This window comes from Streptomyces sp. NPDC002671 (assembly GCF_053592475.1).
The window spans coordinates 25,218-39,023 of record NZ_JBSFVU010000035.1 but is presented as its reverse complement, the minus strand read 5'-3'; the positions used below and the strand labels follow the sequence as shown (position 1 = coordinate 39,023).

General features: G+C 70.6%; 13 protein-coding genes and 1 pseudogene. 5 read left to right on the top strand and 9 right to left on the bottom strand.

Annotation, left to right across the window (positions count from 1 at the left end):
• Positions 1–5: 5 nt before the first annotated feature.
• A complete protein-coding gene (locus tag ACWD35_RS36755; RefSeq protein WP_451355707.1) occupies positions 6–1,034 on the bottom strand; it encodes a glycosyltransferase family 2 protein in 1,029 nt (342 codons plus the stop codon).
• Between the two features lie 128 nt (positions 1,035–1,162).
• On the opposite strand from ACWD35_RS36755, the gene ACWD35_RS36750 reads away from it, so the two are divergent.
• Positions 1,163–2,737: an LCP family protein gene (locus tag ACWD35_RS36750; RefSeq protein WP_451355706.1), complete on the top strand. Its 1,575-nt coding sequence runs from the start codon at positions 1,163–1,165 to the stop codon at positions 2,735–2,737.
• Between the two features lie 18 nt (positions 2,738–2,755).
• Here ACWD35_RS36750 and ACWD35_RS36745 read toward each other — a convergent pair whose 3' ends face one another.
• The gene (locus tag ACWD35_RS36745; protein WP_451355705.1) at positions 2,756–3,304 is read right to left on the bottom strand and encodes an acyl-CoA thioesterase; all 549 of its coding nucleotides are present in this window, start codon (positions 3,302–3,304) and stop codon (positions 2,756–2,758) included.
• Between the two features lie 120 nt (positions 3,305–3,424).
• Between ACWD35_RS36745 and ACWD35_RS36740 the strand changes: the two genes are divergently transcribed.
• A complete protein-coding gene (locus ACWD35_RS36740; RefSeq protein ID WP_451355704.1) occupies positions 3,425–4,744 on the top strand; it encodes an LCP family protein in 1,320 nt (439 codons plus the stop codon).
• Positions 4,745–4,808: 64 nt separating this feature from the next.
• On the opposite strand, the gene ACWD35_RS36735 is transcribed toward ACWD35_RS36740, so the two are convergent.
• Positions 4,809–5,153, bottom strand: a complete 345-nt coding sequence (locus tag ACWD35_RS36735) for a four-helix bundle copper-binding protein (protein ID WP_451355730.1) — start codon at positions 5,151–5,153, stop codon at positions 4,809–4,811.
• 138 nt (positions 5,154–5,291) lie between these two features.
• Positions 5,292–6,449 carry an acyl-CoA dehydrogenase gene (locus tag ACWD35_RS36730; RefSeq protein ID WP_451355703.1) on the bottom strand — a complete coding sequence of 386 codons (1,158 nt, stop codon included), beginning with the start codon at positions 6,447–6,449 and terminating at the stop codon, positions 5,292–5,294.
• 179 nt (positions 6,450–6,628) lie between these two features.
• Between ACWD35_RS36730 and ACWD35_RS36725 the strand changes: the two genes are divergently transcribed.
• Positions 6,629–7,972 (top strand): UDP-glucose dehydrogenase family protein, encoded by a 1,344-nt coding sequence (locus tag ACWD35_RS36725; protein WP_451355702.1) that lies wholly within the window; start codon positions 6,629–6,631, stop codon positions 7,970–7,972.
• Between the two features lie 169 nt (positions 7,973–8,141).
• Positions 8,142–8,534, top strand: coding sequence for a VOC family protein (locus tag ACWD35_RS36720; protein WP_451355701.1), 393 nt, complete (start codon positions 8,142–8,144; stop codon positions 8,532–8,534).
• Positions 8,535–8,558: 24 nt separating this feature from the next.
• On the opposite strand, the pseudogene ACWD35_RS36715 reads toward ACWD35_RS36720, so the two are convergent.
• From ACWD35_RS36715 to ACWD35_RS36700, 4 genes and pseudogenes are all read right to left on the bottom strand, one after another.
• Positions 8,559–8,963 (bottom strand): annotated as a pseudogene (locus ACWD35_RS36715) (membrane dipeptidase); the annotation flags it as partial.
• Positions 8,960–10,147, bottom strand: a complete 1,188-nt coding sequence (locus ACWD35_RS36710; RefSeq protein WP_451355700.1) for a dipeptidase — start codon at positions 10,145–10,147, stop codon at positions 8,960–8,962. The pseudogene ACWD35_RS36715 and the gene ACWD35_RS36710, both read right to left, overlap by 4 nt.
• A 5-nt stretch (positions 10,148–10,152) precedes the next feature.
• The gene (gene purE / locus ACWD35_RS36705) at positions 10,153–10,674 is read right to left on the bottom strand and encodes a 5-(carboxyamino)imidazole ribonucleotide mutase (protein WP_451355699.1); all 522 of its coding nucleotides are present in this window, start codon (positions 10,672–10,674) and stop codon (positions 10,153–10,155) included.
• The gene (locus ACWD35_RS36700; RefSeq protein ID WP_451355698.1) at positions 10,671–11,810 is read right to left on the bottom strand and encodes a 5-(carboxyamino)imidazole ribonucleotide synthase; all 1,140 of its coding nucleotides are present in this window, start codon (positions 11,808–11,810) and stop codon (positions 10,671–10,673) included. Before ACWD35_RS36700 ends, purE begins: the two co-directional genes overlap by 4 nt.
• A gap of 182 nt (positions 11,811–11,992) precedes the next feature.
• On the opposite strand from ACWD35_RS36700, the gene ACWD35_RS36695 reads away from it, so the two are divergent.
• Positions 11,993–12,493, top strand: coding sequence for a GtrA family protein (locus tag ACWD35_RS36695; protein WP_451355697.1), 501 nt, complete (start codon positions 11,993–11,995; stop codon positions 12,491–12,493).
• Positions 12,494–12,508: 15 nt separating this feature from the next.
• Here ACWD35_RS36695 and ACWD35_RS36690 read toward each other — a convergent pair whose 3' ends face one another.
• Positions 12,509–13,780: an ATP-binding protein gene (locus tag ACWD35_RS36690; RefSeq protein ID WP_451355696.1), complete on the bottom strand. Its 1,272-nt coding sequence runs from the start codon at positions 13,778–13,780 to the stop codon at positions 12,509–12,511.
• Positions 13,781–13,806 lie beyond the last annotated feature (26 nt).

Below are 13,806 nucleotides of genomic sequence, written 5' to 3'. Positions count from 1 at the left end.
GGTGCTCAGTCGGAGCTGAGCACCGCCGGGCGGCGGGAGGCGATGACCTTCTTCGCCAGGGACCGCGGGCTCGTCAGGAAGCCCCAGCCCCAGGACATGTGCATGGTGGCGAGGGCGACAGGGATCTGCAGCCGGGCCTTCAGCGGCAGGCCCTTGCCCGCGGGCAGCGAGCCCAGCGCGATCGCGGCTATGTAGCCGCCGGGGATCACGAAGCCCAGCGGGGTCAGCGCCGCGCCCGCCACGAGGCCCGCCGCTATCGCGCACACCGCCGTCGGCGGGGCGAGATAGCGCAGGTTGATGGAGCCGGAGTGGTAGCGGGCGACGACGTGCCGCCAGCGGCCGTAGTTCTTGTACTGCTTGGCCAGCGCCCGCACCGAGGGACGGGGCCGGTACGACACCTTCAGCTCGGGCGAGAACCAGATGAGCCCGCCCGCTTCCCTGATCCGGAAGTTCAGCTCCCAGTCCTGGGCGCGGATGAACTCCTCGTTGTAGCCGCCCTGCTGCTCCAGGGCCTCGCGCCGGAAGACGCCGAGGTAGACGGTCTCGGCGGGTCCGGCCTCACCGCCCGTGTGGAAGGCCGCGTTGCCGACGCCGATCTTCGAGGTCATCGCGGCGGCGACCGCGTGCTCCCAGTCGTTCTCGCCCTCGGCGTGCATGATGCCGCCGACGTTCTGCGCGCCGGTCTCCTCCAGGAGCCGTACGGCGGTCGCGATGTAGTTCGGCGAGAGCATGCCGTGGCCGTCGACGCGGACCACGATCGGGTGCCGGGAGGCCTTGATCGCGGCGTTCAGCGCTGCGGGGGTCCGGCCGGTGGGGTTCGGGACGGTGACCACGCGCGGATCTTCCATGACCAGCTCGGCGGCGATCTCGTCCGTACGGTCCGTGGACGGACCGAGGGCGATCACGACCTCCATCTCGCCGGCGTACTCCTGCGCGAGGATCGCTTGGACGGCTCCGCGCAGATGCCGCTCCTCGTCGAGGACGGGCATGATCACAGAAACAGCGGGGAACCGCACGTCGGACTTGGCGTTCATAGGGGCCTCACGTTACCGCGAATGGGGGACACCGGTGCGCGCCGCCGGAGCGAGAACGCGGGCTGGAGATCGTATCGGCCTACGGTGCTCACGGATCCCACGTACGGCCTCGTCCGGAGGTGTCGCCCTTGCCCAGCCCGCCTCGGTCCCCCTCCCCCACTGCCAAGAGCGTGGGAGGTACCCCCAGGCCGCCGCAGCGCCGGCCGCAGCCGCCCCGCCGTGTGCCGCGCCCGCCCGAGCGGCCCGTGAAGTCCGTCCGGCCGCACCGGCGGCCCCGCTGGGCGATGCGGGCGGTGACCACTCTGTCCGTGGTGGTGCTGGCCTCCGCCGGGATCGGGCACGCGGTGGTCAGCAGCCTGGACGCGGGCATCACCCGGGTCGACGCCTTCAAGGACATGAAGAACCGGCCGGTCGCGGGCCACGGCATGAACGTCCTGCTGGTCGGCACCGACGGCCGCGACAAGATCACCGAGCAGGAGCGGCAGGCGTACCGGCTGGGCGGGGCGCCCTGTCACTGCACCGACACGGTCATGATCGTGCACATCTCGGAGGACCGGGAGCGGGCCACCGTGGTGAGCCTGCCGCGCGACTCCTACGCCGAGGTGCCGGCGCACGTCGACGAGACCACGGGGCAGCAGCACGGCCCGCACCCGATCAAGCTGAACGCGGCCTATGCCGAGGGCGGCCCCCAGCTGACCGTCCGCACGGTCGAGAGCATGACCCATCTGAAGATCGACCACTACCTGGAGGTCGACTTCACCAGCTTCATGAAGACCGTGGACGTGCTCGGCGGGGTCCAGGTCTGCACGCCGACCCCGCTGAAGGACGCGTACACCGGTCTCGACCTCGCGCCCGGCACGCACATGCTGGGCGGCGGGCAGGCGCTCCAGTACGTGCGGGCCCGGCATGTCGACGGGGCGAGCGACCTGGGCCGGATGAAGCGGCAGCAGCGGTTCCTGGCGGCGCTGATCGAGCGGGCCACCTCCTCCGGGGTGCTGCTGAACCCGATCAGGTTCCGGGACGTGACCCGGGCGGTGCTCGGCTCGGTCCGCGCGGACGAGGGCTTCGGCACCGACGAACTGCTCGACCTCGGCCGGGCCATGCGGAACTTCTCCCCGTCCTCTTCGGAGTTCACCACCGTGCCCATCGGGGAGATGGACTACCAGGTCAAGGGCATCGGCTCGACCCTGAAGTGGGACCAGGCCAAGTCGGACCAGCTGTTCCGGTCGCTGCGCGACGACAAGCCGCTCACCGTGGACCGCCCTGCGCGGCCCGCCCCGGAGCGGCACGGCCCGGCGCCGGCGCCGGTGCCGGTGCCGGTGCCGGTGCCGGTGGACCCGGAGCAGATCCGGGTCCAGGTGGCGAACGGCACCGGCACGGCCGGGCTCGCCAAGCGGATGGACGCGGCGCTCGCGGCGACCGGCTTCGCCACCACCCACCAGCCGGTGACCGCGGCCGAGCACGACGTGCGGCGCACGGTGATCTTCTACGACCCCCGCTGGGACCGCTCCGCCCGCTCCCTGGCCGCGGCCCTGCCCGGCAGCGAGCTGCACGCGATGCCCGGCCAGGGGCCGATGCTGAAGGTGACCGCCGGGGCCGATTTCAAGGACGTACGCAACGTCCGCTTCGAGGACCCGGGGCAGCCGCAGCCAACCCCTGTGCGCGGCAACGAGGTGACCTGCTCGGGAGCCCAGGGGACCTGAGGCGCCGGCCCTGAGGAGTCAGTCCTCGATGCCCTCCGCCGCGCGCCTCTCGCGCAGTTCGCGGATCGCGCGGCGGCGGGCCAGGCGGTGGGTGCGCCGGATCTGGGCCTCCTGGCAGCGGCGCCGGTCGCGCTCGGTCTCGGGGAGGACCGGCGGCACCCGGCGCGGCTTGCCGTCGGAGTCCACGGCGGTGAAGACCAGGTAGGCCGAGCCGACCTGGGTGGGCGGGGCGGACTCGTTCCAGCGCTCGGCGAGGACGCGGACCCCGACCTCCATCGAGGTCCGGCCGGTCCAGTTGACCTGCGCCTTCACATGGACCAGGTCGCCGACGCGGATCGGATCCAGGAAGGCCATCTCGTCCATGGAGGCGGTGACGGCCGGGCCGCCGGAGTGCCGGCCGGCCACCGCGCCTGCCGCGTCGTCGACGAGCTTCATGATCACACCACCGTGCACCGTCCCCAGGAGGTTGGTGTCGTTGTGGGTCATGATGTGACTGAGGGTGGTGCGTGAAGCTGATGTCGGCTTGCCCGGAATCTCCGGATCCACGTCTGCGGCCAGGTCTGTCATGACCTCCACCTTATGCCGAAGAAACTTTCAGCAGACTTTGTGTCGGATTCGCAACAGCCCCGACCTTATTTCCCGACGCCCCTTGTAAGGCACACAGCCCTGCCCTGCACACTGGGGCGCATGAATGACTGGCCCGAGGGATGGTCCGACGACAACCGCGGCCCGCGCTACGGACGCGGCAGTGCCGGCGCGCAGCCGGAGAACGCCCGTGTGATGCGCCAGGTGCGGCGCAACCCGGCGGCTCCGCCGTACGGCGCCGGGGTTCCGCAGCAGCCGTCGTACACCGACGGCCAGGGATACGACGACGGCGGCGGCTACGGCGAGCAGCCCGGCTACGGTGAGCAGCCCGGCTACGACAGCGGCTACAACACGGGCCAGGTCTACGGCGCCGGCGGGCGGGCCGGCGGCGGCTTCGTGCCCAACGACGACGACCACGACCCGCACCTCCAGGAGTACCGGCCGCGCCCGAACTGGCGCCGCCGCATCAAGTGGGCCGTGCTCACGCTGGTGACCGTGCTCATCGTCACATCGGTGGCGACGTACTTCTGGGCCGACTCCAAGCTGCGCCGCGAGGTCGACCTGTCCAAGGTCATAGACCGGCCGGAGTCCGGCAAGGGCACGAACTACCTGATCGTCGGCTCGGACAGCCGCGAGGGCATGTCCAAGGCGGACGAGAAGAAGCTGCACACCGGCTCCGCACAGGGCAAGCGGACCGACTCGATGATGATCCTGCACGTCGGCGACAACGGCGACACCCTCATCTCGCTGCCGCGTGACTCGAACGTCACGATCCCGCAGTTCCGCGGCTCCGAGTCCGGCAAGATCCGCCCCGCGATGGGCCCGAACAAGCTGAACGCGGCCTACGCCTACGACGGCCCCACGCTGCTGGTCCGCACGATCGAGTACAACACCGGCCTGCACATCGACCACTACGTGGAGATCGGCTTCCAGGGCTTCGCGGGCATCGTGGACGCGGTCGGCGGTGTCACCATCGACATCGACCAGGCCTTCAAGGACAAGTACTCCGGCGCGGACTTCAAGGCCGGCAAGCAGACGCTGAACGGCGCGCAGGCCCTGGCCTTCGTCCGCACCCGGCACGCCTTCGCCGCCTCGGACCTCCAGCGCACCAAGAACCAGCAGAAGTTCCTGTCGGCCCTGGCCCACGAGGTGGCCACCCCGGGCACGGTCCTCAACCCGTTCAAGTTCTACCCGACCATGGGCGCGGGCCTGGACTCCCTCATCGTCGACAAGGACATGAGCCTGTGGGACCTGGCGTCCATGTTCTGGGCGATGAAGGGCGTCAGCAGCGGCGACGGCAAGTCGATGAACATGCCGATCTCCGGCTCCACCGGCGGCAACCTCGTCTGGGACAAGGCGAAGGTGAAGACCCTGGTGGACGAGCTGAAGAACGACCAGACGGTGACGGTCTCCAGCAACTGACCACGTGTGACGCAAAGGGCACCCACTCCGGTGGGTGCCCTTTGCGTTTCACCGGTGCCAGGAGTCACATGTCGGCGCCCGCCATCGCAAGGCACATCTCCGCGCAGCGGCGACACGCCTCGGCACAGCGCATCATCTGCGGGTCGTCCGGCAGGGACATACACGCCTCCGCGCACATGTCGCAGGCCTGGGCGCACAGGGTGCACATCTCTGCGGACAGCGGCGAGCGCCGCATCATCATGTCGGCGCACATACGGGTGGTCTCGGAGCAGTCCATGAGCGCGCGCATGATCTGCATCTGGGCCTGGCCGCCCATCTGCAGGCAGGAGCTCATGGTCTCCTCGCAGACGCTGTGGCAGTTCATGCAGGCGTCGACGCAGTCCTGCATCTGCTTGCTCATCGGTGTCATCGTTCCGGGCTGAGTCACGGCTCCTCCTGGAAAGACGGAGGGACGGGGGGACTCCTGCCGAGTCCCCCCGTCCCTCCGTCCTACGCCTGCCCGGTACGGCCCGCATGCCGGACCCGAGCGCCGCGGATGCCGCTGCGGCTACGGCAGGTTGCGGGCCATGACGATCCGCTGGACCTGGTTCGTTCCTTCGTATATTTGGGTGATCTTCGCGTCGCGCATCATGCGCTCCACCGGGTAGTCACGGGTGTAGCCATAGCCGCCGAGGAGCTGAACGGCGTCCGTGGTGACCTCCATCGCCACGTCCGAGGCGAAGCACTTGGCGGCGGCGCCCTGGAAGGTGAGGTCGGCGTCGCCGCGCTCGGAGGCGGCTGCGGCCTGGTAGGTCAGGGCGCGGGCGGCGGCGATCTTCATGGCCATGTCGGCGAGCATGAACTGGATGCCCTGGAAGTCGCCGATCGGCTTGCCGAACTGCTTGCGCTCCTGGACGTAGCCCTTGGCGTAGTCGAGGGCGCCCTGGGCGACACCGAGCGCCTGGGCGGCGATGGTGATGCGGGTGTGGTCCAGGGTCTTCATGGCGGTCGCGAAGCCCGTGCCCTCCGCGCCGATCATGCGGTCGGCGGGGATGCGGACGTTGTCGAAGTAGACCTCACGGGTCGGGGAGCCCTTGATGCCGAGCTTCTTCTCCGGGGCGCCGAAGGAGACGCCCGGGTCCGACTTCTCGACGACGAAGGCGGAGATGCCCTTGCTGCGCTTCTCCGGGTCGGTCACGGCCATGACCGTGTAGTACTCGGAGACGCCCGCGTTGGTGATCCAGCGCTTCACGCCGTTGAGGATCCAGTGGTCGCCGTCGCGGACGGCCTTGGTCTTCATGCCGGCCGCGTCCGAGCCCGCCTCCGGCTCGGAGAGGCAGTACGAGAACATCGCGTCGCCCTTGGCGAGCGGGGTGAGGTACTTCTTCTTGAGGTCCTCGGAGCCGGAGAGGATCACCGGGAGCGAGCCGAGCTTGTTCACGGCGGGGATGAGGGAGGAGGACACGCAGGCGCGGGCCACCTCCTCGATCACGATGACCGTGGCGAGCGCGTCGGCGCCGGCGCCGCCGTACTCCTCGGGAACGTGGACGGCGTGCAGGTCGTTGGCGACCAGCGCGTCGAGGGCCTCCTGCGGGAAGCGGGCCTCCTCGTCCACCGCGGCGGCGAAGGGGGCGATCTTCGCCTCGACCAGCGAGCGAACGGCGTCGCGGAGCATGTCGTGCTCCTCGGACGGGCGGTACAGGTCGAAGTCAGCCGATCCGGCCACTGTCTCTCACGCTCCAGACGCGATGGTACTGACGCTAATTACCGTTAAGTAACACAAATTTTAGGGGGTTGCCCGCGAGTCGCCTACGTGAGCTATCCGACAGCGGGAAAGTTGCCCGGCGCAAGGCCCGACTATGCTCGGGCTCCGCACGCCCGAGTCCCCCTAGCTGGAGCACCCCCATGAGCCTGAAGATCACCGTGATCGGCACCGGCTACCTCGGCGCCACACACGCCGCGGCCATGGCCGAGCTGGGCTTCGAGGTGCTGGGTCTGGACGTCGTACCCGAGAAGATCGCGATGCTGGAGCGCGGCGAGACCCCGATGTACGAGCCGGGGCTCGAAGAGCTGTTGCGCCGGCATGTCGCCGGTATCGAGGGGTCCTCGGGGCGGCTGCGGTTCACCACCGACTGGGCCGAGATCGGGGCCTTCGGTGACGTCCACTTCGTCTGCGTGAACACCCCGCAGAAGCACGGCGAGTACGCCTGCGACATGTCGTACGTCGACTCCGCGATCGCCTCCCTCGCCCCGCATCTGCACGACGCGGCCCTGGTCGTCGGCAAGTCGACCGTGCCCGTCGGCTCCGCCGACCGCCTCGCCGACTACCTCGCCGAGCACGCGCCGGCCGGGACGGACGCGGAGCTGGCCTGGAACCCGGAGTTCCTGCGCGAGGGCTTCGCCGTGCAGGACACCCTGCACCCGGACCGGATCGTGGCCGGTGTGCGCAGCGAGCGGGCCGAGAAGCTGCTGCGCGAGGTGTACGCCACGCCGATCGGCGAGGGCACCCCGTTCGTGGTGACCGACTTCCCGACCGCCGAGCTGGTGAAGACCGCCGCGAACTCCTTCCTCGCGACCAAGATCTCCTTCATCAACGCGATGGCGGAGGTGTGCGAGGCCGGCGGCGGTGACGTGGCGAAGCTGGCGGAGGCCATCGGGTACGACGACCGGATCGGCAGCAAGTTCCTGCGTGCCGGGATCGGCTTCGGCGGCGGCTGTCTGCCCAAGGACATCCGGGCGTTCATGGCCCGCGCCGGTGAGCTGGGCGCGGACCAGGCGCTGACCTTCCTGCGGGAGATCGACTCCGTCAACATGCGCCGGCGCGGCCAGATGGTCGAGATGGCCCTTGAGGCGCTCGGCGGCGGCTCGTTCCTCGGCAAGCGGGTCGCGGTGCTCGGCGCCACCTTCAAGCCCGACTCGGACGACGTCCGTGACTCGCCCGCCCTGAACGTGGCCGGGCAGATCCACCTCCAGGGCGGCCAGGTGACCGTCTACGACCCGAAGGGCATGGACAACGCCCGCCGGGTCTTCCCCACCCTCGGCTACGCGGACTCGGCCCTGGTGGCGGTGCGCGGGGCCGACGTCGTCCTGCACCTCACCGAGTGGCGGGAGTTCCGCGAGCTGGACCCGGCCGCGCTGGGCGAGGCCGCGGCGGCCCGGGTGATCCTGGACGGCCGCAACGCGCTCGACCCGCAGCTGTGGCGGCGGGCCGGGTGGACGTACCGCGCGATGGGCCGCCCGACCGCATAAGACGCATGAGGGCGTGTGGCGACGCCGGTTCGGCCGAGGCTCAGTCGGCCGAACCGGCGTCTTCCCGCATTCTGCACCACGGGAGTCGTCCGCGGCCGGTGAACGGCGTGTGTACGCCGTCTTGGCGGGGCACCTTCCGTCTGTGCGCTTGCCGACCGAGGAGGACTCCGTGGCGTCTGTCGCTCGTTTCCGTAACGTCGTGCTCGACTGCCCCGACCCGCGCGCGCTGGCCGCGTTCTACGCGGCGGTCGCCGGGGGTACCCCGCGGGCCGAGGACGACGACTGGGTCGTCCTGGAGGTCCCGGGCGGGCCTCGGCTCGGCTTCCAGCGGGCCGAGGGGTACACGCCGCCCGAGTGGCCGCGGGCCGACCGGAACTCGCAGCAGTTCCACCTCGACTTCGACGCGGGGCGGACCTGGGCGGAGGTCGACGTGGCCCATGAGCGGGTGCTCGCGCTGGGTGCCCGCCCGCTGGACCTGGCGGACCGGGAGAAGAAGGACTTCATGGTGTACGCCGACCCGGCCGGGCATCCGTTCTGCCTGTGCCGGATCGAGCACGCCTGATGGACCGCCCGTAAGCCTCTGGCTGTCCAGTTCCGCGATCTTCGCCGTCGACGGCTCCCGGCGGTGCTGTGCGGCCTTGGCCGTGAAGTCGGCGCTGCGCAGCACCCGTTGGACGTTCCACCAGGTCAGCAGGGACAGCTCGGGCTCGGACCAGCTGCGGCGAAGCAGTTCGGCGATCAGGTGGGGGTAGCGGGAGGCGTCGGCGAGGTCGCGGGGGTGGGCGGCGCCGGAGTCGTAGGTGCCGGACAGGCCGACGCACTCGGGGCCGGCGACCGAGCGGACGTGGTCGAGGTGGTCGGCGACGTCGCGCAGCCCGGCCGCGTACGGTTCCTGGATCCGGATGACCCGGTCCGGGACCGGTACTTCATGTATGTGGGCGGGGCCGACGGCTACAGCGACTACCCCGCCCTCGGTACGGCAGCGGGTCAGCCGTCGAGCGAGGCGATGGTCGCGACGGACGGCGCCCTGGTCGTCTGAAGGTCCCGGGCCACGTCCTCGGCGGCACCCAGCACCCGTACGGCGTTCTGCCAGGTCAGCTTGGCCAGGTCGGCCTTGGACCAGCCGCGCTGCAGCAGCTCGGCGAGCAGGTTGGGGTAGCCGGAGACGTCGTTGAGGCCGTCCGGGGTGAACGCGGTGCCGTCGTAGTCGCCGCCGATGCCGAGGTGGTCGATGCCCGCGACCTCGCGCATGTGGTCGAGGTGGTCGGCGACCGTCGAGACCGTGGCGATCGGGCGCGGGGTGCGCTCCTCGAAGGCGCGGTGCACCTCCATCGCCTCGGGCGTGGTGTCCAGGTGGTGCAGGCCGTGGGCACGCATGTTCTCGTCGGCCAGCGCCGTCCACTCCACGGCCGCCTGGAGCACGAACTTCGGCACGAACGTCACCATCGCCACTCCGCCGTTGGCGGGCAGCCGCTCCAGGACGTCGTCCGGGATGTTGCGCGGATGGTCGCAGACGGCGCGGGCGGAGGAGTGGGAGAAGATCACCGGCGCGATGGAGGCGTCCAGCGCGTCCCGCATCGTCGTCGCCGCCACGTGGGAGAGGTCGACCAGCATGCCGAGCCGGTTCATCTCCCGCACAACCTCGCGGCCGAAGGCGGACAGGCCGCCGACCCGCGGCTCGTCGGTCGCCGAGTCCGCCCAGTCCACGTTGTCGTTGTGGGTGAGGGTCATGTAGCGCACGCCGAGCGCGTACAGGCCGCGCAGCGTGCCGAGGGAGTTGGCGATCGAGTGGCCGCCCTCGGCGCCCATGAGGGAGGCGATACGGCCCTCCCGGCGGGCGGCGTCCATGTCGGCGGCGGTCAGCGCGGGTGCCAGCTCGGCCGGGTAGCGCGCTATCAGCTGCCGTACGCAGTCGATCTGTTCGAGGGTCGCCGACACCGGCTCCGGCTGGTCGGCGGGGACGTACACCGACCAGTACTGCGCGCCGACACCGCCCGCGCGCAGCCGCGGCAGGTCGGTGTGCAGGTGCCCGTGCTGGTGCGCGGCGATGTCCAGCGCGCCGAGGTCGTAGCCGGCCTGCTCGCGCAGCGCCCACGGCAGGTCGTTGTGGCCGTCGACCACGGGGAACTCGCGCAGCAGCTCTCGGGCTTCGTCCAGCGAGGTCGGCGACGTCACGGGCGTCACTTCCCGAAGCCGAAGCCGCCGGAGCCCTCGACCTTGGAGCGCAGGCGCTTGCCCTTCTCGGTGGCCTGGTCGTTGAGGTCCTGCTGGAAGTCGCGCATCTTGTGCAGCAGGTCCTCGTCGAACGCGGCGAGCATGCGGGCCGCGAGCAGACCGGCGTTGCGGGCGCCGGCGACGGAGACCGTGGCGACGGGCACGCCGGCCGGCATCTGCACGATGGACAGCAGGGAGTCCATGCCGTCGAGGTACTTCAGCGGCACCGGCACGCCGATGACCGGCAGCGGGGTGACCGAGGCGAGCATGCCCGGCAGGTGGGCGGCGCCGCCGGCACCGGCGATGATCACCTTCAGGCCGCGGTCGGCGGCCTGCTCGCCGTACGTGATCATCTCGCGGGGCATGCGGTGCGCGGAGACGACGTCGACCTCGTACGCGATCTCGAACTCGTCCAGGGCTTTGGCGGCGGCCTCCATGACGGGCCAGTCGGAGTCCGACCCCATGACGATGCCAACAACAGGGCTCATTCGGTGATCGTGCCTCTCAGGTATCCGGCTGCGTGACGGGCGCGCTCCAGCACGTCGTCCAGGTCGTCGCCGTAGGTGTTGACGTGTCCGACCTTGCGGCCGGGCTTCACGTCCTTGCCGTACATGTGGATCTTGAGCTTGGGGTCGCGGGCCATGCAGTGCAAGTACGCGGAGTACATGTCCGGGTAGTCGCCGCCGAGGACGTTGACCATCACAGTCCACTTGGCGCGCGGGCGCGGGTCGCCGAGCGGGAGGTCGAGGACCGCGCGGACGTGGTTGGCGAACTGCGAGGTGATCGCGCCGTCCTGGGTCCAGTGGCCGGAGTTGTGCGGGCGCATCGCGAGTTCGTTCACGAGGATGCGGCCGTCGCGGGTCTGGAAGAGCTCGACCGCGAGGTGGCCGACGACGCCGAGTTCCTTGGCGATGCGCAGGGCCATCTCCTCGGCCTGCAGGGCCAGCTCCTCGTCCAGGCCGGGCGCGGGGGCGATCACGGTGTCGCAGACGCCGTCGACCTGCTGCGACTCGACCACCGGGTAGGCGACGGCCTGGCCGTGCGGGGAGCGGACGACGCCCGCGGCCAGCTCGCGGACGTAGTCGACCTTCTCCTCGGCGAGGACCGCGACGCCCGCCCTGAAGGGCTCGGCGGCCTCCTCGACGGAGTCGACGACCCACACGCCCTTGCCGTCGTAGCCGCCGCGGACGGTCTTGAGGACGACGGGGAAGCCGTCACCCTCGGCCGCGAACGCGGCCACATCGGCCGGGTCGATGACGATGCGGTGCCGCGGGCAGGGCACGCCGATCGCGTCGAGCTTCGCCCGCATCACGCCCTTGTCCTGGGCGTTCACCAGCGCCTCGGGGCCGGGGCGCACGGGTATGCCGTCCGCCTCCAGGGCCTGGAGGTGCTCGGTGGGCACGTGCTCGTGATCGAAGGTGATCACATCGCAGCCGCGCGCGAACTCGCGCAGCGTGCCCAGGTCGCGGTAGTCGCCGATGACGACATCGCTCACCACCTGGGCCGCGGAATCCTGAGGAGTGTCACTGAGGAGCTTGAACCTGATGCCCAACGGGATGCCGGCTTCGTGCGTCATACGCGCGAGCTGCCCCCCGCCGACCATGCCTACTACCGGGAACGTCACACCCCTAGGGTATCGGCCACGCCGAGGCGGCCGGATCACGTCCCTCTCACCCTCTCTTACCCGGCACTTTCCGGCCTCTTTCCGACCCGTTTCCGAGCTGTGGCCTGGTCCACGGGCGGCCGACAGTCACGCTGGATAGCATGGCGGGGTCGACGAAACCTACGGACGGGAGCTGCACAGCCATGGAACGGCGTTCCTCGGGGCTGCACCGGCTCGTGGGCGAAGTGGCCAGGTTCGGAGCCGTCGGCGGCGCCGGGGTCCTGGTCAATCTGGGCGTGTTCAACCTGGTCCGGCACGTCTCCGACCTGCCGGTGGTGCGCGCCAGCATCATCGCGACCGTCGTCGCGATCGCCTTCAACTACGTGGGCTTCCGTTACTGGACGTACCGGGACCGCAACAAGGGCGGGCGCACCCGGGAACTCACGCTGTTCCTGCTGTTCAGCGCGGTCGGCCTGGTGATCGAGAACGGCGTCCTGTTCGTGGCGACGTACGGCTTCGGCTGGGACAGCCCGCTGCAGAGCAACGTCTTCAAGTTCCTCGGCATCGGCGTGGCGACCCTGTTCCGGTTCTGGTCGTACCGCACCTGGGTGTTCCGCGCCCTGCCGGCCCGGGAGGCCGTCGAGAGCGCGGAGTCGATCCTGGCGGCGCCCACCAAGCCCCAGCCGTCGCAGCGCGTGCCGTAAGCCGCCGAGGGCGGTCTAGCGGACCGTCGGCGCTTCGTCGTCCAGCTTGCGGGCCGGGGGTGTGCGGGAGAGGAACAGGCCGAAGACCGGCGGCTGGGACTGGAGCAGCTCCAGACGGCCGCCGTCGGCCTCCGCGAGGTCGCGGGCCACGGCCAGCCCGATGCCCGTCGAGTTCCGCCCGCTGATCGTGCGCTCGAAGATCCGCGCGCCCAGGTCCGGCGGGACGCCGGGCCCCTCGTCGGTGACCTCCACGACCGCCTGGTTGCCGGTGACCCGGGTGCGCAGGGCGACGGTCCCGCCGCCGTGCATCAGCGAGTTCTCGATCAGCGCGGCCAGCACCTGCGCGACCGCGCCGGGGGTGCCGACGGCCTGGAGGTGCCGCTTGCCGGAGCTGACGATGGCCCGGCCGACGTTGCGGTAGGCGGGGCGCCACTCGGCGAGCTGCTGCTGGATGACCTCGTCCAGGTCGAAGGTGACGGCGGAGCCGGTGCGCGGGTCGCGGGAGTTCGTCAGCAGCCGCTCCACCACGTCCGTGAGGCGTTCGACCTGCGTGAGCGCGACGTTCGCCTCCTCCTTCACCGTCTCCGGGTCGTCGGTGAGGGTGATCTCCTCCAGCCGCATGGACAGCGCTGTCAGAGGCGTACGCAGCTGGTGGGAGGCGTCGGCGGCCAGGCGCCGCTCGGCGGTCAGCATGCGCCCGATGCGCTCGGCGGACGAGTCGAGCACATCGGCGACCCGGTCCAGCTCGGGGACGCCGTACCGCTTGTGCCGGGGGCGCGGGTCGCCGGAGCCGAGGCGCTCGGCGGTCTCGGCGAGGTCGGTGAGCGGGGAGGCGAGCCGGTTGGCCTGGCGTACGGCGAGCAGTACGGCGGCGACCACCGCGAGCAGCGCGACCAGCCCGATGATCAGCAGGGTGCGGCCGACCTCGCGGGTCACCGTGGAGCGCGGCTCCTGCACGGTGACCGTCTCCCCCTCCTCGCCGTGCTGCGTGGAGTGGATGACGCTGCCCTTCGGCCTGCTGCCGATCTCGATCGGCGCCCGGTTCGGGAACCGGATCACCACGAACTGGTCCTTGCTGACCGGGTTGCGCAGCACGTCCGCGTCGACGTTCTCCGCGGCCAGGATCCGGCTGTCCACGATGCTGGCCAGCCGCACCGCCTCCGACTCCACCCGATCCTGGGCGCTGTTGGTGATCGTCCGGGTCTCCACGATCACGAGGGAGACCCCGAAGACGGCGATCACCACGAGCACGACGGCGAGGGTGGACTGGATGAGACGGCGGCGCATGATCTGTTACCCGGAGTGACCGGCTG